Origin of the sequence: Psychromonas sp. KJ10-2, from assembly GCF_047323255.1 — a bacterium.
In the GTDB taxonomy this organism is placed as follows: Bacteria; Pseudomonadota; Gammaproteobacteria; order Enterobacterales; family Psychromonadaceae; genus Psychromonas.
In genome coordinates, this window is sequence record NZ_CP178827.1 from 929,739 (window position 1) to 953,539 (window position 23,801).

The 23,801-nt window shown below is 38.5% G+C and carries 25 protein-coding genes and 1 pseudogene; 15 read left to right on the forward strand and 11 right to left on the reverse strand.

Going from position 1 to position 23,801, the window contains the following annotated elements; translation table 11 throughout:
- Positions 1–86 precede the first annotated feature (86 nt).
- Positions 87–305, forward strand: coding sequence for a DUF3622 domain-containing protein (locus ACLKL2_RS04485; RefSeq protein WP_413694248.1), 219 nt, complete (start codon positions 87–89; stop codon positions 303–305).
- A gap of 1,080 nt (positions 306–1,385) precedes the next feature.
- On the opposite strand, the gene ACLKL2_RS04490 is transcribed toward ACLKL2_RS04485, so the two are convergent.
- The 3 genes from ACLKL2_RS04490 to ACLKL2_RS04500 all read right to left on the reverse strand — a co-directional run bounded on the left by ACLKL2_RS04490 (position 1,386) and on the right by ACLKL2_RS04500 (position 5,503).
- The gene (locus ACLKL2_RS04490) at positions 1,386–2,882 is read right to left on the reverse strand and encodes a carbon starvation CstA family protein (protein WP_413693533.1); all 1,497 of its coding nucleotides are present in this window, start codon (positions 2,880–2,882) and stop codon (positions 1,386–1,388) included.
- 231 nt (positions 2,883–3,113) lie between these two features.
- The gene (gene btsR, locus ACLKL2_RS04495) at positions 3,114–3,809 is read right to left on the reverse strand and encodes a two-component system response regulator BtsR (RefSeq protein WP_413693534.1); all 696 of its coding nucleotides are present in this window, start codon (positions 3,807–3,809) and stop codon (positions 3,114–3,116) included.
- 8 nt (positions 3,810–3,817) lie between these two features.
- The gene (locus ACLKL2_RS04500) at positions 3,818–5,503 is read right to left on the reverse strand and encodes a LytS/YhcK type 5TM receptor domain-containing protein (RefSeq protein WP_413693535.1); all 1,686 of its coding nucleotides are present in this window, start codon (positions 5,501–5,503) and stop codon (positions 3,818–3,820) included.
- 300 nt (positions 5,504–5,803) lie between these two features.
- Here ACLKL2_RS04500 and rpmJ point away from each other — a divergent pair, with 300 nt between their 5' ends.
- The 6 genes from rpmJ to rplQ all read left to right on the forward strand — a co-directional run bounded on the left by rpmJ (position 5,804) and on the right by rplQ (position 8,874).
- Positions 5,804–5,917 (forward strand): 50S ribosomal protein L36, encoded by a 114-nt coding sequence (gene rpmJ / locus ACLKL2_RS04505; protein ID WP_005417265.1) that lies wholly within the window; start codon positions 5,804–5,806, stop codon positions 5,915–5,917.
- Between the two features lie 117 nt (positions 5,918–6,034).
- On the forward strand, positions 6,035–6,391 hold the full coding sequence (gene rpsM / locus ACLKL2_RS04510) for a 30S ribosomal protein S13 (RefSeq protein WP_113819689.1): 357 nt from the start codon (positions 6,035–6,037) through the stop codon (positions 6,389–6,391).
- An 11-nt stretch (positions 6,392–6,402) separates the two neighbouring features.
- Positions 6,403–6,792, forward strand: a complete 390-nt coding sequence (rpsK, locus tag ACLKL2_RS04515; protein ID WP_019613697.1) for a 30S ribosomal protein S11 — start codon at positions 6,403–6,405, stop codon at positions 6,790–6,792.
- Positions 6,793–6,825: 33 nt separating this feature from the next.
- On the forward strand, positions 6,826–7,446 hold the full coding sequence (gene rpsD, locus ACLKL2_RS04520; protein WP_113819690.1) for a 30S ribosomal protein S4: 621 nt from the start codon (positions 6,826–6,828) through the stop codon (positions 7,444–7,446).
- 25 nt (positions 7,447–7,471) lie between these two features.
- On the forward strand, positions 7,472–8,458 hold the full coding sequence (locus ACLKL2_RS04525; RefSeq protein ID WP_413693536.1) for a DNA-directed RNA polymerase subunit alpha: 987 nt from the start codon (positions 7,472–7,474) through the stop codon (positions 8,456–8,458).
- A 35-nt stretch (positions 8,459–8,493) separates the two neighbouring features.
- Positions 8,494–8,874 (forward strand): 50S ribosomal protein L17, encoded by a 381-nt coding sequence (gene rplQ, locus ACLKL2_RS04530; RefSeq protein ID WP_028869287.1) that lies wholly within the window; start codon positions 8,494–8,496, stop codon positions 8,872–8,874.
- 66 nt (positions 8,875–8,940) lie between these two features.
- Here the strand turns inward: rplQ and dcm (ACLKL2_RS04535) are convergent, their stop codons facing one another.
- Together dcm (ACLKL2_RS04535) and dcm (ACLKL2_RS04540) are read right to left on the reverse strand one after the other, a co-directional pair.
- Complete coding sequence (dcm, locus tag ACLKL2_RS04535; RefSeq protein ID WP_413693537.1) at positions 8,941–9,573, reverse strand: DNA (cytosine-5-)-methyltransferase; 633 nt, start codon at positions 9,571–9,573, stop codon at positions 8,941–8,943.
- Positions 9,574–9,632: 59 nt separating this feature from the next.
- A pseudogene (dcm, locus tag ACLKL2_RS04540) lies at positions 9,633–10,092 on the reverse strand (DNA (cytosine-5-)-methyltransferase).
- A 537-nt stretch (positions 10,093–10,629) separates the two neighbouring features.
- Between dcm (ACLKL2_RS04540) and ACLKL2_RS04545 the strand changes: the two are divergent.
- From ACLKL2_RS04545 to ACLKL2_RS04560, 4 genes are all read left to right on the forward strand, one after another.
- Complete coding sequence (locus ACLKL2_RS04545) at positions 10,630–10,941, forward strand: hypothetical protein (protein WP_413693538.1); 312 nt, start codon at positions 10,630–10,632, stop codon at positions 10,939–10,941.
- Between the two features lie 79 nt (positions 10,942–11,020).
- Entirely contained in the window at positions 11,021–11,290 is a 270-nt protein-coding gene (locus ACLKL2_RS04550) for a hypothetical protein (protein WP_413693539.1), read from the forward strand.
- Positions 11,235–12,029: an AAA family ATPase gene (locus ACLKL2_RS04555; RefSeq protein WP_413693540.1), complete on the forward strand. Its 795-nt coding sequence runs from the start codon at positions 11,235–11,237 to the stop codon at positions 12,027–12,029. Before ACLKL2_RS04550 ends, ACLKL2_RS04555 begins: the two co-directional genes overlap by 56 nt.
- A 186-nt stretch (positions 12,030–12,215) precedes the next feature.
- Entirely contained in the window at positions 12,216–13,217 is a 1,002-nt protein-coding gene (locus ACLKL2_RS04560) for an LlaJI family restriction endonuclease (RefSeq protein ID WP_413693541.1), read from the forward strand.
- Positions 13,218–13,451: 234 nt separating this feature from the next.
- On the opposite strand, the gene ACLKL2_RS04565 is transcribed toward ACLKL2_RS04560, so the two are convergent.
- From ACLKL2_RS04565 to apt, 6 genes are all read right to left on the reverse strand, one after another.
- Positions 13,452–14,264 (reverse strand): 3'(2'),5'-bisphosphate nucleotidase CysQ family protein, encoded by an 813-nt coding sequence (locus ACLKL2_RS04565; RefSeq protein ID WP_413693542.1) that lies wholly within the window; start codon positions 14,262–14,264, stop codon positions 13,452–13,454.
- Positions 14,248–15,279 (reverse strand): phosphotransferase, encoded by a 1,032-nt coding sequence (locus tag ACLKL2_RS04570; protein WP_413693543.1) that lies wholly within the window; start codon positions 15,277–15,279, stop codon positions 14,248–14,250. The genes ACLKL2_RS04565 and ACLKL2_RS04570 overlap by 17 nt, the downstream gene beginning before the upstream one ends.
- Positions 15,280–15,406: 127 nt before the next feature.
- Positions 15,407–15,658: a hypothetical protein gene (locus tag ACLKL2_RS04575; RefSeq protein ID WP_181817716.1), complete on the reverse strand. Its 252-nt coding sequence runs from the start codon at positions 15,656–15,658 to the stop codon at positions 15,407–15,409.
- A gap of 537 nt (positions 15,659–16,195) precedes the next feature.
- Positions 16,196–16,525 carry a YbaB/EbfC family nucleoid-associated protein gene (locus ACLKL2_RS04580; RefSeq protein ID WP_113818687.1) on the reverse strand — a complete coding sequence of 110 codons (330 nt, stop codon included), beginning with the start codon at positions 16,523–16,525 and terminating at the stop codon, positions 16,196–16,198.
- 40 nt (positions 16,526–16,565) lie between these two features.
- On the reverse strand, positions 16,566–19,049 hold the full coding sequence (gene dnaX, locus ACLKL2_RS04585) for a DNA polymerase III subunit gamma/tau (protein ID WP_413693544.1): 2,484 nt from the start codon (positions 19,047–19,049) through the stop codon (positions 16,566–16,568).
- Positions 19,050–19,052: 3 nt separating this feature from the next.
- Positions 19,053–19,592: an adenine phosphoribosyltransferase gene (gene apt / locus ACLKL2_RS04590; RefSeq protein ID WP_113818689.1), complete on the reverse strand. Its 540-nt coding sequence runs from the start codon at positions 19,590–19,592 to the stop codon at positions 19,053–19,055.
- A gap of 282 nt (positions 19,593–19,874) precedes the next feature.
- Here apt and ACLKL2_RS04595 point away from each other — a divergent pair, with 282 nt between their 5' ends.
- The 4 genes from ACLKL2_RS04595 (at position 19,875) to ACLKL2_RS04610 (ending at position 23,795) form a co-directional block, all read left to right on the forward strand.
- Positions 19,875–20,843, forward strand: coding sequence for a tRNA-dihydrouridine synthase (locus ACLKL2_RS04595; RefSeq protein ID WP_413693545.1), 969 nt, complete (start codon positions 19,875–19,877; stop codon positions 20,841–20,843).
- Between the two features lie 236 nt (positions 20,844–21,079).
- Positions 21,080–22,078 (forward strand): response regulator, encoded by a 999-nt coding sequence (locus tag ACLKL2_RS04600; RefSeq protein ID WP_413693546.1) that lies wholly within the window; start codon positions 21,080–21,082, stop codon positions 22,076–22,078.
- Positions 22,078–23,034, forward strand: coding sequence for a GGDEF domain-containing protein (locus tag ACLKL2_RS04605; protein WP_413693547.1), 957 nt, complete (start codon positions 22,078–22,080; stop codon positions 23,032–23,034). Before ACLKL2_RS04600 ends, ACLKL2_RS04605 begins: the two co-directional genes overlap by 1 nt.
- Positions 23,035–23,381: 347 nt before the next feature.
- On the forward strand, positions 23,382–23,795 hold the full coding sequence (locus ACLKL2_RS04610; protein ID WP_413693548.1) for a hypothetical protein: 414 nt from the start codon (positions 23,382–23,384) through the stop codon (positions 23,793–23,795).
- Positions 23,796–23,801: the final 6 nt, after the last annotated feature.

Below are 23,801 nucleotides of genomic sequence, written 5' to 3' on the forward strand. Positions count from 1 at the left end.
ACAACGTCTAAACTAGGAATAGCTCATGACCCAACAAAAAGTTCGATTACCAAATCAAACAGGACGCTAATACCTGGAGTGCAGAAATCACCCGTCGTGTTAGTGCTCGTAGAAGCAATGTATCAAAGCAACAAGATGGTTTTGCCACTGAAGCGTTAGCCATTGAATGGGCTGAAAAAGAATTAGAAGGCTTTTTAACAAAACAAAAGAAGCCAATGCACGTAAATCAGAACGCCGTGCAGAGCGTAACGCACAAGCTGAAAAAGCAGCTGCAGCCAAAGAAGCCGCAAATGCTGCATTCTTAGCAAAAGAGAAGAAGCACGTGCCCGCGCACTAGAAGCTGACGACGCAGAATTCGACTACGATTACGACGAAGAGTAATTCAACGTCTAAGTACCCTGCTCACGCAACACATTCAAAGGCCAATCTAGCAATAGATTGGCCTTTTTGTTTATGGATGGAAAAGGGTTTAATTAACCAAATAACATATACGGTGACCCGCATACTGGCAGGCTAAAGCATGCGCCCCAGAAATCAGACTCCGTCTAATCGTTACCGTTACTAACTTGTGTTTACGCCAATCAATAACAAAAGAAACCTACGCTCCCTTTTTAAGCAACTTAGTTAACTCACTCAATTAAACGAAACATCTTCTAAGGGGCGCTGGCTTCAGCCTGCAGTTTTTAGTGTTTTAGTGTTTTAGTGTTTTAGTGTTTTAGTGTTTTAGTGTTTTAGTGTTTTAGTGTTTTAGTGTTTTAGTGTCGGATATCTTGAATTAAATTTTTACTCATTCAAGCGAAACGTCATATGCGATGCCTCACATTCTTGCAGGCTAAAGCATGCGCCCCAGAAATCAGACTCCGTCTAATAGCTACCGCTACTAATCAGTATTTATCCGCAACAATAAACTAACAACCCTACGATGCCTATTTAGGCTCCTAATTAATTATAACCCAATTTAACGACACGTCTTTAAGGGGCGCTGGGTGAGTTAGCCGACAGGCTAGTATTACGACCGGAAAGAGCTCTGCGATTCCTTTTTCAGCCTGCATCTTTTGAACTTTGTATTGAATGTTGAATATCTTGAATTAGATTTTCATTTATTAAAACGAATACTCATTATGCGGTGACCCGCATAATGGCAGGCTAAAAAAGAGTGCGCAGAGCTTACCTGCTCATGGGACCAACCTAACGGTTGATTCGCCTACCGCCTCTAATCTCAAGCTCCGCTTAATCGCTGTCGCTACTAACATGCCTCCCTTCTTCAATGACAACTTGTTTCATCTAGCTTTAACTTCAAACCTAAAACCCTTCACCAAAACCAAAAAGCCCATCGGTAGATGGGCTTTTTAATCTATTAACTATAACAACTTATATAGTTGCGTTTAGCTTTTCTGAGGAGCGATTTCTACACCGTCATCATCAATGGCATTCCCTTCTTCATTCACAAACAGCGCACGTTTTGATTTAGTTAACACGTACACAGTGATTGCTACGGTTGATAAGATACCAACGATAGTTGAGATTTGCATTGATAACCCAAAACCAAGGTTTGAATTATTTAGAATAAATGTAATCACCACCGCTGTCATAAACATAGCTGGTACTGTTGAAATCCAGTGGAATTTATTATGACGCACTAAGTAAGCCGTTGCAGTCCATAACATCATTACTGCCGTTGTTTGATTAGCAAAGCCAAAGTAGCGCCAAATAATACCGAAATCAACCTGCGTTAATATGCCACCCAGAATAAATAACGGTAGCGCCATTAATAAACGGTTACGCATCGATTTTTGATCCATATTGAAGTACTCAGAAAGAATCAAACGACTTGAACGGAATGCCGTATCACCAGAGGTAATAGGTAAAATGACCACACCTAAGAACGCTAAGATACCACCAAACACACCTAATAAACCAAATGATGCACCGTATACCACAGCACCCGGACCACCTGTTGCAACTACGTCAGATAATGCTTCAACTGACCCAAAGAAAGATAACGCTAACGCACACCAAATTAAAGCAATTACACCTTCACCAATCATCGCTCCATAAAATACAAAGCGACCATTCTCTTCATTTTCAATACAACGAGCCATTAAAGGCGATTGTGTTGCATGGAAACCAGAGATAGCACCACAAGCAATAGTAATGAATAGAGCAGGCCAAAGTGGAAGATCGTTAGGGTTCATGTTAGTAAACATCTGTGTAACTTCATAATCACCTAATAAAGTATGATCACTTGACACCACCACAGCCGCGATTAAACCAACAGACATAAAGATAAGTAACGCACCAAAGAATGGATAGAAGCGACCAATAATTTTATCAACAGGCACAATCGTCGCAACCACATAATAAGCAAAGATAATCGCAACCATCGACATAAGCGAGACAGTCATATCCGTTTGTTCATTAACTAAGTTAGTGATCATACCCGCTGGTGCAGATACAAATACTACGCCCACTAATAGTAATAATACTAGCGCAAACACATTCATAAAGTGTTTTGCGTTATTGCCTAAGTACTTACCCGTAATAGAAGGAACAGAAGCCCCGCCGTTACGTACTGATAACATGCCAGAGAAGTAATCGTGTACACCACCAGCAAAAATACAACCTAAAACAATCCATAACATTGCAGCAGGACCATATAACGCCCCCATGATTGGACCGAAGATTGGCCCCACACCTGCAATGTTCAGCAGTTGTACAAGGTAAACCTTAGGTGTTGACATGGCTACATAGTCCACGCCATCTTGTTTTTCGTAAGCAGGCGTTTGACGTTGTTTTTTAATACCGAAGACTTTTTCAACAAAAGTACCGTAAATAAAATAACCGCCAATTAATAATGCTAAACAAAATAAAAACCAAATCATGGTGTCGTCCTTTTAAATGAATTAATTTGATGCTCGCACTTTAATCCATTGCCTATAAATAGCATTAGTTGATTAACTGAGTGGCAAAATACACATTTAAACGGTTGTTATGAATGTTAAACGGTTTTAACAAGTTATTAATAGTGGGCTAACTTCCCTTCTCATTGAGTTTTTAATTTTAGCATTTCATTTATCTATTTGATTCTAGCTCACAGTAAACCAAAGCGGTCCTTAATCACCTTTAAATAACGACGACTCACTGGAGCATGATGATTGGACTTCTGTCATAATATCCGCAGAGCCATTATCTAATAGCTTGATTTCACGAATACAGCTAGGATTAATCAAATGCTGACGATGGCAACGAATTAAATCAGTTTTCTCTTCTAATACCTTCAAAGATAAACTCGCCGTGAACTTATCTTTATCCGTTAATAGATGCACCCCCGTCTGCTCAGACATTGCAATTTCTATCTCATTAGGCGCTAACAACAAAATACGATTAAAACCAGAGCAAGGAATTAACTCTAATTTATTAGTGGTGATTGGTCCATAATTGGGTAGTTCTGTTCTTTCTGCATTAATACGTTTTAAGGTCTTTAATAATCGCTCACTTTCAACGGGCTTTAATAAATAATCAAAGGCATTATCTTCAAAAGCTTTAACCGCATATTCATCATAGGCTGTCACAAACACCACCTTAGGCATGGTATCGGGATCAAGCATACTTAACAGATCTAACCCAGTAATTTGCGGCATATGAATATCCAGAAACACCACATCAGGTTTTAAACTGTTAATCGCTTTTAAACCTTCAATAGCATTACTACACTGCTCTATCACTTGTACTTGATTCGTTTCGACTAATAATTCATTTAACTCTTCACGAGCATACAGTTCATCATCAATTACAATCGCTTTTAACATGGTACTTCCTATTGTTTTTGCAGTGGAATAAGAATCGTTGCTTTAGTATAAACGTCGGTTTCACAGGTCATGGTCAAACCATAATGTTGCCCGTATTGATTTTTTATACGCTTATCAACAATTTGTAAGCCCAAACCTGTTGCATTACTAGGTTCTTGATATTGTCCTGCATTATCAATAACCTCTAATACCACCATGGTATCCTTTCCTTTTTCTAGCAGATAGCCATTAATTTCCAACTTTCCTTTACCAATCAAGGTCGATGTACCGTGCTTAATAGCATTTTCAATTAACGGCTGGAGTGTAAAAGTGGGCACTTTAAGTGATAATAATTCGTCAGCAATATTCTCAGTGACACTTAATCTGTCAGCAAAGCGCGCTAACTCAATTTCTAAATAAGCATGAACATGTGCTAACTCTTCTTTCACGGTCACTTGCTCAATGTCTTGCTTTAAGTTACTTCTAAAAAATTGCGATAAATGCTGAATAAGTTCGCGTGCTTTCTTCGGATCTTTTCTAGTCACCGCACTGATCGTATTTAAGGTGTTAAATAAAAAGTGTGGATTGACCTGTGCTTGTAACAAACGAATTTCAGATTGATTCAATAAGTTTTTTTGCTGAATGTAACGGCCTAATAAAATTTGATTTGATATCAGCTTAGCCAAACCTTCGCCTAAACTTCGGTTCAGAGTAGAAAACAACTTTTGTTTCGGCTCATATAACTTAACCGTTCCAAACACTTGACCATCAGCTTGTAACAAAGGCACAACCAGTACAGAGCCTAATTTACAACCTTCATGAATTGAACATTGATAAGCCGTTGCATAACCGTCAGCATAGGTCATTTCACCGGTTTCAATCGCTTTTAATGTGTAATCAGAGGAGATCATACGCCCGCAAACATGGTGATCATCACCAATACCAATAAACGCTAAAATCTTCTCTCTATCGGTAATTGAAACGGCCCCAACGCCGGTTTCTTCATGAATAATTCCCGCAATTTTTTGACAACTTTGCGCATCAAAACCATGACGAAACACCCCAACAGCACGCTGCGCAATACGTAAGGCTTTATTAGAAAAAGCATTATAATTCTTCTCAAAAATCGCTTTCTTATCTTGGATAATACTCATGAACAGTGCCGCTCCCAATGAGTTAGCAATGATCATCGGTAACGCAATGGATTGCACCAGTAACCATGCCTGATCGAAAGGCTTAGCGACAATTAAGATAATTGCCATTTGTATCACTTCAGCAACCAAGGTGATGATAAGGGCCTTCATGGGTTTAAAAATCTTCTCTATTTGCCCTTTACGTAAATAGTAAAGATGTAACAGCCCGCCAATCAACCCTTCCGACGTTGTGGAAATAGTACAAGCTAAATCAGTAAATCCCCCCATTGAATAACGATGTAAACCACCGGTCAAACCAACCGCCAAGCCCACTAGCGGCCCACCCAATAAACCGCCCATCACCGCACCGATCGCGCGCGTATTAGCCAAGGCATTTTCAATAGATAAACTAAAGTAAGTGCCTAAAATACAAAAAGAGCTGAACAACACATAACACGCAATGCGATGAGAGTTACGACCAGAAACAAATATAAGGGGCATAAAAAGCGGCGTTTTACTTAGTAGATAAATAATCACCAAATAAACACTCAGTTGCTGCAACAACAATAACGTAATTTCCACAACAACTCCTAAATAGACAAAACAACATTGGCAGAAAAGCACTGTTATACAGTATTTTTAGGAAATTTTAAGTGTGCAGTGAGGATAAATAGCGCTTAAATAACAGTTAAGTAAATTATAAGTATAATGACGGTATTAGGTTAAGACTATAAAAATACTAATTTAAAAATCTTTCTAAAAAGTAACTATTACTCGAATATATGTTAAAAGCTTGCTATAATCTCGCGCCTTTTAAATGTGATTACTTTTTGAGCTGACTCATAAAAGTAAAAATTAACATTTACTCACTGGAGTTTTGCAATGAAAGTACGTGCATCCGTTAAAAAAATCTGTCGTAACTGCAAAGTTATCAAGCGCAACGGTGTTGTGCGTGTTATCTGTGTAGAGCCAAAGCATAAACAACGCCAAGGCTAATAAAAAGTGGATATCAAATATCCTGTGATTTTATTTTAATCACATCATATAATCATCATTTGTCGAGTATCCTACCGGGCTTTTCACAAATGAATCGTTAACTTTAAGGAGTGCATAGTGGCCCGTATCGCTGGCATTAACGTTCCTGATCATAAGCATGCAGTTATCGCATTAACTGCTATTTTTGGCATCGGCAAGACTCGTTCACAAATTATTTGTGCTGAGTCAGGCATTGCTGAAACTACTAAGCTTAAAGATCTGGATGAAACACAAATCGAAGCTCTTCGTACAGAAGTAGCTAAATTCGCCGTTGAAGGTGATTTACGTCGTGAAGTATCTATGAGCATCAAGCGTCTTATGGACCTTGGTTGTTACCGTGGACTTCGTCACCGTCGCAGCTTGCCTCTACGTGGACAGCGTTCTAAAACGAATGCTCGTACTCGTAAAGGTCCGCGTAAAGCAATTAAGAAATAGGGTAAGAGATAATGGCTAAAACACCAACTCGTGCTCGCAAGCGCGTTAAAAAGCAAGTTGCTGATGGTATGGCTCACATCCATGCTTCTTTCAACAACACAATCGTAACTATTACAGACCGTCAAGGTAATGCTCTTTCTTGGGCTACTGCAGGTGGTTCTGGTTTCCGTGGTTCTCGTAAATCTACTCCGTTCGCTGCACAGGTTGCTGCTGAACGTGCTGCTGAAGCAGCTAAAGAGTACGGTCTTAAAAACGTTGAAGTTTTTGTAAATGGACCAGGACCTGGTCGTGAATCTTCGATTCGCGCACTAAACGCGGCGGGTTTCCGTGTAACTAATATTACTGACGTTACACCAATCCCACATAATGGTTGTCGTCCACCAAAGAAACGTCGCGTTTAATCGCAACTTTCTAGGGTAATTGGAGAAAGAACAATGGCAAGATATTTAGGTCCTAAGCTTAAGCTTAGCCGTCGTGAAGGAACTGATTTATTCTTAAAATCAGGTGTCCGCGCGATCGATTCTAAGTGTAAGATCGAAAATGCACCAGGTGTACACGGTGCACGTAAACCACGTCTATCAGACTACGGTTTACAATTACGTGAAAAACAAAAAGTACGTCGTATGTACGGTGTATTAGAAAAGCAATTCCGTAACTACTATAAAGAAGCTGCTCGTTTACAGGGCAACACTGGCGAAAACTTACTTCAATTACTTGAAGGCCGTTTAGACAATGTTGTATACCGCATGGGCTTTGGCGCAACACGTGCTGAATCACGTCAACTAGTTAGCCACAAAGCTATTCTAGTGAACGGTAAAGTTGTAAATATCCCTTCATTCAACGTTAAACCTAGCGATGTAATTTCAATCCGTGAAAAAGCTAAAAAGCAATCACGTATTGGCGCTGCATTAGAAATCGCTGGTCAACGTGAAGCCCTAGCTTGGGTAGAAGTTGATACAACGAAAATGGAAGGCGAGTTTAAACGTCAACCTGAACGTTCAGATTTATCCGCTGAGATTAACGAACAGTTAATCATCGAACTTTACTCTAAGTAAAGTTAATTTTTAAGAGAGGGCATAAATGCAGGGTTCTGTAATTGATTTTCTAAAACCAAGATTAGTTGATATCGAACAAGTTTCAACAACTAGAGCAAAAGTGGTTCTTGAGCCACTAGAGCGTGGCTTTGGCCATACTTTGGGTAATGCTCTTCGTCGTATTTTGTTATCATCTATGCCGGGAACGGCGGTAACGGAAGTCGAAATTGATGGTGTACAACATGAGTACAGCACAAAAGAAGGCGTTCAAGAAGATATCCTAGAGATTCTTCTTAACCTGAAAGGTCTAGCTGTAAAGCTTGAAGGTAAAAATGAAGTTTTAGTTAGTTTAACTAAATCTGGCGCTGGTCCTGTTACTGCAGGCGACATCATTCATGATGGTGACGTAGAGATAGTCAATCCAGAACACGTGATCTGTAATTTAACAGGCAATGCTGAAATCAGCATGCGTATTAAAATTGAATCAGGTCGCGGTTATGTTCCAGCTTCATCTCGTATTCATAGCGAAGAAGATGAGCGTCCAATTGGTCGTTTATTAGTAGATGCGACTTTCAGCCCTGTTGAGCGTATTGCTTACAGTGTTGAATCAGCGCGTGTTGAACAACGTACCGATTTAGACAAGCTTGTTATCGATATGGAAACAGATGGTACTTTAGAGCCAGAAGAAGCAATTCGTCGCGCAGCTACAATTTTAGCTGAGCAATTAGACGCATTTGTTGATTTACGAACAAAAGTACAAGTTCCAGTTGAAGAAGAAAAACCTGTATTTGATCCAATTCTTTTACGCCCAGTAGATGATTTAGAATTAACTGTTCGTTCTGCTAATTGTTTAAAAGCAGAGTCGATTCACTATATCGGTTCACTAGTACAATGTACTGAAGTTGCGCTTCTAAAAACACCTAACTTAGGTAAGAAGTCTCTAACTGAAATCAAAGATGTACTTGCTTCTCGTGGATTATCTCTAGGCATGCGCTTAGAAGATTGGCCGCCAGCAAGTTTAATTGAAGATTAGTATCAAACCGATTCACGAATAATAAGGATTAGGTTATGCGCCATCGTCAAAGTGGACGTCAACTTAACAGAAACAGCAGCCACCGTCAGGCTATGTTTCGTAATATGGCAATCTCAATTGCTACGCATGAAGTTATTAAAACTACCGTGCCTAAAGCAAAGGAATTGCGTCGTGTAATTGAGCCATTAATTACACTAGCTAAAACGGATAGTGTTGCTAACCGTCGTCTAGCTTTTGCTCGTCTTCGTGATGATGCAGTAGTGGCAAAATTATTTAATGAACTAGGTCCTCGCTACGCGACTCGTCCTGGTGGATACACTAGTATCATTAAATGTGGTTTCCGTACTGGCGATAAAGCTCCAATGGCTTACATCCAGTTTGTAGACCGTCCAGTTGTAGCGGACGAAGAAGCGTAAGCCTCTTTATAGTTGCAAGAAAAAGCCGAACTTATGTTCGGCTTTTTTGTATCTGCATAAAGCTTCTTATGTGTGTTTCTCAAATTTTTTTAATGTATTAACTATTTCCTCTGCAACAGCATCAATAACTTTCATGCAAACAGAGTTTCCAAATTGTTTATATATTTGACCCTGAGATACTGAATCCACGATAAATTCTTCAGGAAAACCTTGTAAACGAGCGCACTCTCTTGGGGTTAATTTTCTTGGGTTTTTACATATTTCATCTTGGTTAATCAAGATTTCAGAGCCATCTTTGTAATAACGGGCACTAATCGTGTTTGTATAAACGTCATCTCTATTATTTACGGTACATCCAAAACCATTACCTTTCGTTTTATGTTGTTCTTTTCTTTTTTGGTGCCCTGCCCATAACCTGTCTGAAATAGTAAACCTATCTTTATTGAATTTCTCATAATCTGCTGTAAGCTCCTCATCTGACTGAAGGATGTCGCCGACTCTGGTTAATTCTTTTGAACCCGCGGGCCATTTAAATAAATCATTAAAACTTATATCGTCACCAAAGTGATCCCTATCAAATCCAACAATAAAAATACGCTCTCTATTTTGTGGAACACCAAAGTCTCCTGCCCTTAACACTTTCACATCAACACTATAATTAAGCTTTTGAGAAAGGGCATTTCTTGCTTCTTCACTCATAGGAATATCATCAGAAACTTGTTGTTCATGCTCTCCGCGAAGAATTGATAGTATTGTTTCTAAAGTACGCCCTTTATCATGCCCCTTAACTGCTTTACATTTTCAAGTAAAAAAGCTTTAGGACGTTTTTCGGCAAGTATTCGTTGAATTTCAAAAAACATAGTTCCACGAGTATCATCAAAACCTTTACCTAAACCAGCCTGAGAAATGACTGGCAGGGAAACCCAGCTAACAGCAAATCAAATTTTTCATTTGGATAAATATCTTTCGCTTCAATTTGAGTAATATCCCCATTTGGCATTTCACCATAATTCGCTAAATAAGTTTTTTGGGCAAACTTATCCCATTCAGAAGTAAATACACATTTCCCCCCAATTTTTGAAATGGTAAGCGTATGCCTCCAATACCTGCAAATAAATCAATAAATTTAAAATCGCCTTCTAATGTGCCATTATATTTAAATGGAGCATTCTCTAAAAAATTATCGATTTTTGATTTTAGTGCATTAATATCTGCCAACTTTTTTTGCTGGGAACGTGCTCTCCATTTTCCCAGCCTCTTATAGTTCTCTCGCCAGTTGAGGGCATTCCTAATAAATTAGCAAATTGAGTGCGCCCCAACCCGAGTTTTTCTCGTTCTTTTTATAAATTCTGATATATTATTGATTTTATTATCTACTTTCATACTTTACTTTACTTATCCGGTTTTTAACCCGGAGACTATATCACTGTATATTAAGACAGGCAAGGGACACTATGTTAAAAGACCTAAATCAAGTCATTCAAGAATGTCGTTCGACATATGATGCTTTACTCCATAAAAATGATGTACGTATAGATCCGTCCTTAGCCAAACTTTTAAAAAAGAATTGTCAAAAATAGAACGAAAATCTCTGTTTGAAGTATCGCCCTATTCAATAACTATCACTACTGAAAGTAAGCTTAAGACTGATTTACCATCCTCGCTGCTTTGGTATGCTTATGCTTTTTACCCTTAGAAAGTGAACTGACAAAGTACCAATCCATTACAAATGAATTAAAAGCCTACCTGAAGGGCATGCAATCCTATAGTTCCAAAGATATAGATTCATATTTAAAAAAGCTGCCATCTGAAAATGAAAATTTCACCAGTCCTGTCGGAGTTCAGGCTTTAAAATACTTAAAAGAAAATTTAGATAACAATGATCTTGAGTTATTTTTAAAGCTCCTGACTGATCGAGACTGGTGGTTTCAACCACTCAAAATAAGTGAACAAACTAAAGGGAAAACATTAGATCGTACAGATGTATTTCAGTCTTCATTTTGTTTAGCAGCGAGAGTAATTGTTGCAAACTCAGCACGCTTACAAACAATAGTAAAAACATTTTAGTAATTCACCAGAGCTAGTAAAATACTTTTCATCAATGAACCATGATGTTGCATATTTTTCAGACAATGTTGATAAGTCTATGGATACTGTTAATGAGAACAATACATTAGAAAATTCATACTCCAGTATTAAAGGTTATAATATTATTTTCTATGGTGCACCAGGCACTGGTAAAAGTCATATTGTTAATGAAAAAACTGCTAGTGGTAAAAAAGTGATAACTGTTTTTCACCCAGATACGCAATACAGCGATTTTGTCGGCTCATTGAAACCCAAAATGGAAGAAGATCCTAATGACTCTTCTAAACGCCAAATTACTTATCAGTTTCGACTCGGGCCCTTTTATTAAAGCTTTAATCCAAGCATTAAACTCACCTAATGAGCATGTCTATCTAATTATTGAAGAAATTAATAGAGCCCCTGCTGCCGCCGTTTTTGGTGAATTATTTCAGTTACTTGATAGAGAAAATGGAGCGAGTAAATACGAAATTGATGCAACAGACCCTGATATGCTTGCTTATATAATCAGTCAATTACCTGCAGATAAGATTATTACAAAACTTTTTATCCCAGCTAATTTATCCTTACTAGCGACAATGAACAGCAGTGACCAAGCAGTTATGCCTATGGATACTGCATTCAAACGGCGTTGGAGCTTTAAGTACATAAAAATTGATTTTGATAATGTAGACGCACCTAACAATACATTCCCTATTTCAACTACTAATGGCGTTTACAATATTTCTTGGTCTAGTTTCGCACAAATCATTAATAAAACCTTGATTGAATGTAACGTTGCAGAAGATCGATTACTAGGTCCATTTTTCTTAAATCAAAATGAACTGGAAAATAAAGAAGCTATTAAAGATACTTTAAATGGTAAGTTATTCGTTTATCTCTGGGATGATGTTCTGCGCCATTTAGGACATACAAAGTTATTTTCTCCAAATTATAAAACTTTCGGTGATTTATCTAACGCTTTCCAAATTGACCTACCTATATTCAATTCACAAATTGAGGAGGCCATCAAAGAAAATGGTGAAGAAGTTATATTAGAAGGATCAAAAAAAGAGAATATTAGTGAATAATATTACCTATTTTAGTGACCGTAGTTTTTTAAAAAACATACCGGAAGAAATTTTGTCAGTTATGCGTTCGTACGGTCTTGTCGCTATTGATGATGTAAAAATCCATTTTTGTGGTCTACTTTCCTATGGGACTAATTTAGCTATATTCCTCCTAGAAATCATAGTTACCATGAAAGTGATTTAAACATGCCTGGCTACTATTTATTACAAGGGTTGCTTAAATACTTTCGCAATAAAGAAAGTGGTATTTATTCTCAAGAGCAAGGTGATACCGTCATTGGTGGTAGGACTCTTTTACAAATAACTCAATTACTTGATGATTATCGTATTAACGGTTTATATGTACGCAGAATCAAAGAACAGACAATTAATATAGGAAAGGTTAATTGGTCCCGTACGATCGCAAGAAGCACCGCCTTTCCCTCTAATGGAAGTCCTGTTTATTTAGACTTGAGCACTTCTCGATCTCGTTACATGGCTAATTGTGAAACAGCAAAAATTCATGCACAAGTAATTCGAGAATTACTAATCAATTATGGGAAGTTGCTATTTAATACTCCAAATATTATTGACGAACATTTATTAAGATTAGAAGCTCCAATTGGAGATAAACGAAGCCAAATTGCTTACCTAGAGCGAGAACTTTGCTTAAGTTATTATGAACGCGATATTTTTCTCATTAAAGGTTTGATTAAATATCTTCGACTTAAAAAAGGTACAGAGGTAAGTGATGTGTTGATTGGTGTTCGTAAATTTCACACGCTATGGGAGACAATGCTTGATGAATGTTTGGTTGGTAAATATTCTGTCAATAAAAAATTACCTATTCCTGTTTATCGTACGATAAAAGATAACTTTGTAACAATGGCACAAAAAGGACAAAGGACAGATACTGTCCTTAAACATAAAAAATACAAATTATTCGCTGTAGTTGATGCTAAATATTATGAAGCAAGATCACCTCAAACAGCGCCTGGTTGGGCAGATTTAGTTAAGCAGTTTTACTATCAAAAAGCTGTTTCGCAACTAGAAGGTGAAGATGCAGTTATTTCCAATCATTTTATTTTTCCGGGTAAAGAGGCTTTTCTCAAGTCGGCACATGTAGCAGAGAGAGAAAACCAATACAATCAGAAATGGATTGTTTGTCAGAGTATTCACCGATCCATTGTCATTATCAAGATCCCATAGAGTTACTTAAAATTTATGTCGAAGGCAGAGAATTAAAAACTCTTACTAAAAAAATATTCAATGTAAATGAAAAAAGAAACTTTAACTATTAAGGTATTATTGAACCATTATTTTAACAAACTAAACATAATAATGAGCCTTCGTGCGAGGTGTTGCTCTGACACATAAAGTACGCCTTTGTGATTCATATAATTTGAATCTTGTCGGTTGAGATCTAATGGCGCTCCGTTTATGTCACTCACCCATGTGTTGGTCGCTTTTGCGAGAACAGGCGGTGGCGCTGAAATCCCATAAACTGCCTCCGCCTATTTCTGCTTTCGGGAGTTTGATATAACAAGCAGCATTATTGCTGTCTGCTTCAATTACAGATAACGCATTGATAACCGCGCCATGTAACTCGTGTATTTCAACGTGTTGATAGCCTAACTGATCGGCTAGCTTTGTTAATTGGTTTACTAACGGCTTGTATTGAGGGTGTGACTTGAAACTTCTATCACTGTAAAAAGTGAAGGTTTGTTTAGACGTTGTTGAAAGTTCTATGTCGTAGGACTTTGGTGGTAGTGCAAGTCCGTTTTTATAACCACGTGTTATGCCATCTTTACCGATATGTGTATGGAAGCTTGTGTTACTCGGTGGATGGTGGATGACTCCTACAATAGGTTGACCCTTTTGACTCACCAACGCAATGGATACTGCGTATCCCTTGCCACTTTCAATAAAAGGTAAGGTGCCATCTAATGGGTCGATACACCAGAAGTAGTCTTTGTATAAACGAGGGTGAAGATGGGCGTGCGCTTCACTGCAGTTTTCTTCACTAAGTACTGCTAAATCATATTGTTCAACACTCTTTTGTAAAATATCTAGAATGATTTTCTGACGGGCAAAATCAACTTCTGTGACTACTTGAGCACTTTGGCTATTACCTGCGGCTTTAAAGTGAGTTTCAAGCTGGGACCTATCAAAACCTCGAATGTATTCGCCTGATATTTTAGCCGCTTGTAATGCCAGTTGACTTAATTTATTGAGTTCATCAGTTGTTAATTGCATGCTCACCTCCATCTACTGGGAATTGAGATAAGGATTGAAGTGCTTGTGCAGTGATTTTTTCCGTATAGTCATTGATTTTCCAATGCACTGGTGACCAGCCTTTTACAAAACGTTGAAAGTCCGCCCACGCAATTGCATATAAAGGTCGCCATGCTTGCTCTAGTTGCATTGGGTCGATTTGTGGTTGTGTTGAAATCATCGCAGTTTTTAAACAATCAAAATAATAATCGATTAAGGTGTTTTGTAATGCAGAACAGTTCTCTGGTGGAATCGCACTACTGATAAATAAGATTAAATCTTTCATACCACACCCTTTACCCACATATTGAAAATCAACCGCTGCAACGTGTTGGGCATCCTCAGAAAAGCAAAAGTTAGCCAGTTTAGCATCACCGTGTACTAATGTTTGAAATGGTGAATCGCTAAGGATTTTATCGATTTGGGCTGCTGCCGCTTTAAGTGGGAGGTCTTGCAACGCTTTTAACTCATCAGGGCGTGTAGCAAGGTGCCAATAAGTACCTGTTTCCCATAGGCCGCTGTATGTTTTCTCTGTATTGCTTTGTAAGTGTAAGGCGTGAAAATTCGCTAGCCATTTGATACAGGTTTTGGCTTCTTCTAAGGTTGCAGTTGCTTTAACAACGGGATAGCCTACTTCTGCGAGATCTTCTAGTACTAATACATTGAGTTGTTGATCGTGTTGTGAAGCAATACAACGCGGCACATAACAATGCTGGTTATGAAGATGAGCGTAGGATTGATACCAATTTACCTCTACTTGATAAGAGTACAGCTTTCGCTGATGGGACAGGGTTGTATTCCAGCCTTTGGGGTGTGAGCTAGGTTGCGGGGTATTAACCTGCTTTACTACGGCGGAGTTTGTTTTACCGCCTTGTAGACTCACTCTAAATAGTTCGCCATAACCGCCCCACACAGCTTGAATTGGTTCAAGCTCATTGATTGTTTTTGCTTCTGTTAACGTTAATAAAGTGGCTTCTAATGATGATGAAATGAGCATATAAGTGTCTATCTGTAATAAAGAGGTTCGAAAAGGTCAGTGTATAACATCAGTTAGCCATTGGTAGACATATTACTGAATGGCTTTAATACTGAAAATGCGTTTTTAAATTCTGCTAACGCATTGTTTATGCAAACTCTATTTTAGTGAGCTTACCCGCTAAATAGGTCAAGGTGTAAAGCTTTCCCTTTATTTTATAGACGGCTTGTTGAATTTTTGTTCCGTCATTAGTTTTACTTTTATAAATTTGCAGAGGTTTTCCGCACACAACATCAACATGACTACGAATATCCCCTAGGCTCGCTAAGCCATCTAAACACCTTACAAACTCACCTTGTCGTGCTTGCACAGAAAATGACAATGATGCGATGAGTAACATTAAGCAGACTTTTAACATAGCGCGGACCCTTTTCGTTTGTTAAATGAATGATGACATATAATAAGTTACCTAAATTACATGATATTTAAAAGGCTATTGTTAGATAAAGCTGAGGTTTGAGACAGATGTGTTGAGAATGGGTAAGGTCACGACAGTTGGAGGAGTGGCTTTGAAGGTTCAAGGTTCAAGGTTCAAGGTTCAAGGTTCAAGGTTCAAGGTTCAAGCAAGTATGAGGTTCACTGAATACCATTGTCATCCACAATCAGTAAGGCAACTAAAAACGACTCAAAAGATTAAACACAAAAACAAAAACATGCAGGCTGAAAAAAGGAATCGCAGAGCTCTGCCGCTCGTGACACTAGCCTGTCGGCTAACTCACCCAGCGCCCCTTAAAAGATGTTTCGTTTAATTGAAGTGAGATAACTAAGCTGGCTGAAAAAGAACCGTGGGTTCTTTGCTTTTAAAAGCAAAAAAGCTTGGTGATTTGTATATTTTACAAATAGAACCAAGCTTTTTAGAGGTGTTAGGTGGTTAAACCTAGAAAGGCATTTTGAAGCCTGGTGGTAAATCCATACCGCCAGTTAACCCGCTCATTTTGCTTTTGTTAACTTCTTCTACACGGCGAACAGCGTCATTCATTGCAGCTGCAACCAGATCTTCAAGCATTTCTTTGTCGTCTTCAAGTAGGCTTGGGTCAATCTCAACTTTACGTACGTTGTGGTTACCTAATAAGGTAATTTTAACTAGGCCTGCACCTGATTCGCCTACTACTTCTGTGTTTGCGATTTCAGCTTGTGCTTTTTGCATGTTTTCTTGCATCTCTTGGGCTTTCTTCATTAAGTCGCCCATACCGCCTTTATTAAACATATTTTCTCTCTTTATAATTAGTGAAGGTTTACCATGCCGATTATAACGGCACGACACTATTTTCATAGACCTTTGCAGAATAATCTCCTACCAAAGTCTGTATTATTGGGTCATTTTTAATCGACGTTTTTGCCTTGTCTAGGTATTGAGCGAATACCATTTTTTCTAATTGCACTGGTGTATGCAGACCATCGACTTCACCTTGTTCAATACTCACAGTATATTGTGATCCATAGTACTGTCGTAACTTAGCTTTTAAGTCTTCGCATAAACTCTGGTTATTAAGTAAATGCTTTTGTGCACTTTCTAGTGATAAACGAATCTGTTGCTCTTGCGTTTGCATGACACAGCTTTTTGCTAGTAATTTTTCAAAACCCACCAGTTTCATCGCTTTGATATCTAAAAACCAGGGATCAGTCATTTTATTTTCAACATAACTAGCGACATCAATCTCAGCAACGGCCATATTGGGGTCGTTAACGAATGTAACACCCGTTCCTGTATGATGAGTTGAGCTCAATCCTGAAATATCGTCTGCGCTAACCGGTTTCACAGTTGTTTCAACTTGTTTTTCGGTTAACTCTGGTGGTGTCGTAACTTGCTGCTCAAGAACGCCTGACGTCTGAGCTTGTCGTGTTATTGCCGACTCTGAATGTGCAACCGGTGGCTCAATTTGTGGTTGATAATTATCAACTTGATAGTCAGAAAAATAATCTTGGTCGCTTGGCTGATATTGTTCATAAGCCTGTTGACTTGGTTGCTCGTGATACGAATCTAAAGGAGGTAACTCCTGTTGATTTGAATGGCCTCGCACATCTCTATTCTGTTCTGCTGCAACCGCTTGAGGTTCAACCGCTCTTTCTACTGGAGCAGGTGTTGGGTTAGCTTTTGGTGTAACAGACACACTTTCTGACGCGACAAACTGATCCTGTGATCGTGTAGCAGGTTGTTCAGCTGCCGCTTCAGTCTTTTTTAGTGCTTCTCGCTTTAATCGGTGGCTACGTAACATGTTACGAGAGTTGTTGGTTGCCGCTAAATCAAAGTTAGCCGTTTCAAGCTGAGCTGTCGATTGTGGCTCAAGCGTTGGCGCTTCCTTGTTAACTGTTGCTGCAACTTGTTCATTGATTGGCTGATCGTGAGCAGATTGCTCAGTCACAGCTGGTTGTGCTGGCGATAGTTCAGTTTGTGGTTCGGCCTGACTCACATCATGTGTTGCTTGTGACGCTGACTGAACAACTGCCTGTTGCTGCGGTTCAACAGACACCTCCTGCTGCACAGATGCTTGACTAACAGGGGCGGTACTCACCCTTTCAGCGGTGTTTGCAGTCGATGCATCTGCTTGCGAAGTGGGTGTCGGAAGCACTGGTTGTTGCGCAACAATCGGATCTGCTGTTATTGGCTCCACCTGTTCAGCTTTCGTCATCATTGACTCATCAACATCAACATAATTAGCTGGTTTAAACGCCAATAAACGCATAACAGTCATTTCTAAGGCTATTTTACCATTCGGCGCATAGGCATAATCTTTAAAGCCTTGTACTGCAATCTGATAAAATAGTTGCACTTCTTCAGGCGTTAAACGTTCAGCTAACAATTGTACGGTGCTTTTTTCAGTCACGTTGGCATTGAGCTGTAACTGCATTAACGCTATTTGATGGCACAAACTAGCCAGTTCTTGGTGTAAAGCTGAGAAGTCAGCCCCTAAACGGACAAACTCTTGGATTTTTTCAAATACTTTTGGGCTATTACCCGAGGCAATATAATGCAATAAGTAATGTAAATGTGACTGATCTATTGTCCCGAGCATTTTCAGTACAGCAGCATATTCTAGATGCCCTGCTCCAAATGCTAATGCTTGATCCGTTAAACTTAACGCATCTCGCATACTACCATCAGCAGCTTTAGCGATAACACGCAAAGCAGGCTGTTCAAAGGTAGCTTGCTCATGAGTTAAAATGGCCGACAATTGCTGTTCTATCTGTTCAGGTAAAATTGCTTTTAAGTGAAATTGTAAACAACGTGATAAAACCGTGATAGGTAGTTTCTGAGGATCTGTAGTCGCTAGTAGAAATTTCACATACTCTGGTGGCTCTTCTAAGGTTTTTAACAGTGCGTTAAAACTGTGCTTAGACAGCATGTGTACTTCATCGATTAAATAAACCTTATAGCGCCCTTGCGCTGGTTTATATTGCACGTTGTCCAATAGTTCGCGAGTATCATCTACTTTGGTACGAGAAGCAGCATCAATTTCTAGCAAGTCAACGAATCGTCCTTGATCGATATCTTGGCAATTAGCACAGACACCACAAGGAGTCGCAGTGACGCCTGTTTCACAATTCAAACTTTTTGCGAGTATACGAGCGATAGTCGTTTTACCGACACCACGTGTCCCACTAAATAAGTAAGCATGATGAACGCGATCTTGTGTTAACCCGTTTTCTAACGCCGTTAACACATGTGGCTGACCAATCACTTCTTTAAAAGTTTGTGGTCGCCATTTTCTTGCTAGAACTTGATAGCTCACTGATTATTCGCCTGCGTATTCAATCAAAGAAAAAACAGGTACAGATAAAGCAGCTAGTTTGTCGCCACCTTTTAAGTCAGGTAGTTCAATAACGAAAGCAGCTTCTATTACTTCACCGCCAAGACGTTTAATTAACTTAACTGATGCTTCAGCCGTACCGCCTGTTGCTAATAGATCATCCATTAATAGCACTTTTTCACCCGGTTTGATGGCATCTTTATGAAGTTGCAACGTATCATCGCCGTATTCTAGTTCGTAACTTTCTTGTATCGTTTCACGCGGTAATTTATTAGGTTTACGTACAGGAACAAAACCAGCGCCTAATGCGGCAGCTAATGGTGCGCCAAAGATAAAACCGCGTGCTTCAGTACCGACAATTTTGTCGATCTTCTGATCTTTGTAACGTGCTTTAAATAGGTCAATGGTTGCCGCAAAAGCTTCACCATTTTCAATTAAGCTGGTGACATCTCGAAAAATAATCCCTGGGATTGGGTAATCTACGATGCTTTTGATGCTGTTTTTAATTAATACTATTGGTTGCATGATCTTCTTTATATTCCTGTCTATATTAATTGTATAAGGTTAAATAGTTGCTTGCCTGAGTGCAAGTTGTCTTGTCATAAACTGACAAAGTATTTTGATAATTGACTAAAAAGTCTGCTAATTACAACAATCCCATTATTTACTGCTATCAAATCCTCCATTTTTATAGTTATTTCATCTAACCAATCGGTTTATTCGCTCTCATTAGTTTATTTTGCTAAAAGTAAGAGACTAGGTATAATCCGCGCTCCTTATTTAGCCGAGAATGAACCGAGAACACTGATGCATATAACGCTTGCTCCAATGGAAGGTGTAATGGACTTTCACATGCGCCAATTTTTAACCGATATTGGTGGTATAGATCGTTGTGTAACAGAATTTGTTCGTGTGGTTGAGTTACCTTTACCCTCTCGTGTTTTTCATCGTTTATGTCCAGAATTAAGAAATGCCAGCCGCACTGAATTTGGCACACCTGTTCGCGTACAACTATTAGGTCAACACCCAGAATGTTTAGCTGAAAATGCATTACGTGCGATCAAGCTTGGCTCTGATGGCATTGATCTGAATTTTGGCTGCCCAGCTAAAACGGTTAATAAAAGCCGCGGCGGCGCAGTGCTATTAAAAGATCCTGAAGCTCTGCATCAAATTGTTAAAGCTGTCCGAGATAACGTGCCGAGTGAGCATGTGGTCAGCGCTAAAATTCGACTAGGTTATGCAGATAAAAGCTTAGCGATTGAAAATGCACAGGCAATTGCAGAAGCAGGTGCAAGCGAGTTAGCGGTACATGCCCGCACCAAGGAAGAAGGTTATAAACCACCAGCACATTGGCATTGGATTAAAAAAATTAAACAAGCTATCGATATTCCGGTCATTGCTAATGGTGATATTTTCAGTTTTGAAGATGCACAACAATGTATGGAAATTAGCGGATGCGACCATTTAATGATCGGTCGTGGTTCACTCGCTGTTCCCAATTTAGCAAATGCTTTAAAAGGCATTGAAGCGCCCTATTCTTGGTTACAAAACCTTGAAGTCATGGAACAATATTTTCAATGGTTACGTCACATTGAAGATAAAGAGAAATTCATGCCAAGCCGAATTAAACAATGGTTAATGTTTATGAAGTTACAACATATTGAAGCGGATCCATTTTTGCAATCGGTGAGAGCAATTCGCGAGCCCAATGAAATGTTATCAGCACTGCAACAAGCACAACAAAATGAGAACTTAAAAGCAAAAATCCATCAGTAATACAAAATAAACATATTTTTTGTAATGATTTGCATATTAAGATCATAACTAAACAACATTTTTGTACAAAAAACAACGCTCTGCTTTGTAATCCCCCCTTCTGGCTTATGATATAAACACCTAAAAAGTGTTAGAAATCAGTTGGTTTTTTCTTTGAAAATCCCCTAACTTTCTTACCTAAACTGATTTTACGTTGCTTAGACTGTTGATATATATGGAAATACAATAGGAATACTATGTCCACACCTGTTTTAATATGTGATGATTCGACCTTAGCCCGAAAACAAATAGCGCGGTCATTACCCAAAGATTGGGATATCTCTATACATTTCGCCAAAGATGGACAAGAAGGTATAGAAAGTATTAGACAGCACAAAGGTGATGTAGTCTTTCTTGATCTTAATATGCCTGTAATGAGCGGTTATGAAGTATTAGAAACGATTAAACGCGAAGATTTACCTGCCATTGTGATTGTTATTTCTGGTGATGTTCAATCTGAAGCCTATAAGCGCGTGCGTGAACTCGGTGCGATCGACTTCATCGAAAAACCCATTAATAGCGAAAAATTAACAACTTTGTTAGAGCAATATGGCATTTACAAGCCAGGTGGCTATAGTTCACGTTCAGCGCCAGAAGAGATAGAACGCATAGAATTGCGTGATGCATTACAAGAAGTGTCGAATATTGCCATGGGACATGCGGGTGACTTGTTAGGTCGTTTACTAGATGTATTTATTTTACTGCCTGTTCCTAATGTGAATACGTTAGAAGGCAGTGAACTGCATATGACCCTGAATCATATTGCTCAATATGAAAAGGTATCTGCGGTTAGCCAAGGATTTATTGGCTCAGGTATTAATGGAGAAGCGATTATTATTTTCCACGATGCGAGCTTTAGTGATATGACTAAATTACTGCAATACGAAGATTTAGAAAGTAACCATTTAGAAATTGAAGTGATGAATGATATTTCTAACATCTTAATTGGTGCATTTTTAAATGGCTTGGCAGAGCAATTCAATATCCCCTTCAGTCAAGGTCAACCTAACGTATTAGGTCAACATGCAAAAATAGAAGATATCATCAAAAATCAACAAGAATGCTGGCAAAAAATGTTAACGATTGAAGTTAACTACCGAATTCAAGATCATAATATTAAGTGTGACCTGTTACTTTTATTCACTGAAGACTCTATTCCAGTTATTCAAACTCAAATAGGATATTTACTCGACTAATGGCTACTAACATAGATTTGAAGGACATTCATTGGCTGATTGATATGGTTCATAATATCGACGTGGGTCTAGTGATTATTGAAAAAGATTACACTGTAAAAGTCTGGAATGGATTTATGGAAAATCATTCTGGTTTACTATCTGCTCACATGATCGATAAAAAGATTACCGATGTGTTTACCAGTATCCCACAAACTTGGTTGCAACAAAAAATCAACAGTGTTTGTCTACTAAAAAACAAAGCCTTTACTACATGGGAACAACGCCCATACCTGTTTAAATTTAAAAGCTATCGACCTATCACGAGTAATGCAGAGTTCATGTATCAAAACGTTACCTTTTTACCGTTAGCGGATTTCCAAGGGCAAGTAACACAAATATGCATGATAGTTTATGATGTAACGGATATCGCTTTAACAAAGCAAGCCTTCCAAGAGGCGAACTCTCAATTAAAGCATTTGAGTCACACCGATAGTTTAACTCAACTCAATAACCAAGGGCACTGGCGTAGTTTATGTGCAAATGAGTTTATCAATAGTAAAAACGCTGCAAGTCCCACCTCGACAATTATTTTTGATATAGACCATTTCAAAAAAATTAATGATACCTATGGTCACCCTTTCGGTGATGAAGTATTAAAAGGCATTGCTGAAGCAGTTCGTCAAAAAAGTAAAAAACAGGATATTATCGGCCGAGTAGGCGGTGAAGAGTTTGCTTTATTGCTGCTTGATACTAATTTAAAGCAAGCCACACTGGTAGCAGAGCGTTTACGAGAAGCCATTGAAGCAATCCATTTTGAATACCAAGGCAAACAAGTGAAGGTCACTGCTAGCTTTGGGGTTGCACAAATTACAGAGTCGATTACTAACTTTGAATCATGGATTGAGGTTGCTGATTTAGGATTATATATCGCAAAAAATAATGGCCGAAATCAAGTTGGTATTAGCGAGCATTAATACTAATGACACTGCTTAACTGATTTTTAATATAAGTGGCATAAATCATTTTATGAATACGCTACATCATAGTAAGGTTAATCAAAAACACCACTTTACATAAAGTGGTGTTTTTGTTGACAAGCCCAATATATTTTCAAATATTACATTGATAAAAAATACAGCTCCTCACACACATCTAAAAAATACATATACCAACAACTACCGATTGTCAATATAAAAACAGATGGATCGTGAACTTTAATTGCCTTTCTGGTGCTTTTATTTACAATACTGATCCTAATAAATACCTAATCCGTATTAATTTAATGAAACTATTTCCCATCAATATTAGCTAAGAGAGATGCATGACAAAAACATTACAGGAAGTAGGTTTAGTTCATCTCCCTAATTCAACTGAGTACACTTTATTAGCTAAGCGCCTACTACTTTGGAAAAAGGCCGAGTACGCATTACGCCGTTACCAACTATTTAAACTACTCAGCTTTAGTATTATCACGCTGTCTTTAACTGTTATTAGTTTTAATGCATTAGCGCCTCAAACTATCTCAGTTTTTATATTTACTAGCCTATGCATCTTATTGGGTATTTCTATTGCCTGTTTAATCTGGGTGACACCTTTAACAAATTTGAGTTTGATGCAACGTAATGCACTTTCCCAAAAGTTTTATGAAGAGGACTTCAATATCGAACTTTCAGAATCAAAGATATTATTAATTAATCGCTGCAATTCGCAAATCTATTGTCAAATGGAGCGATAAAACACC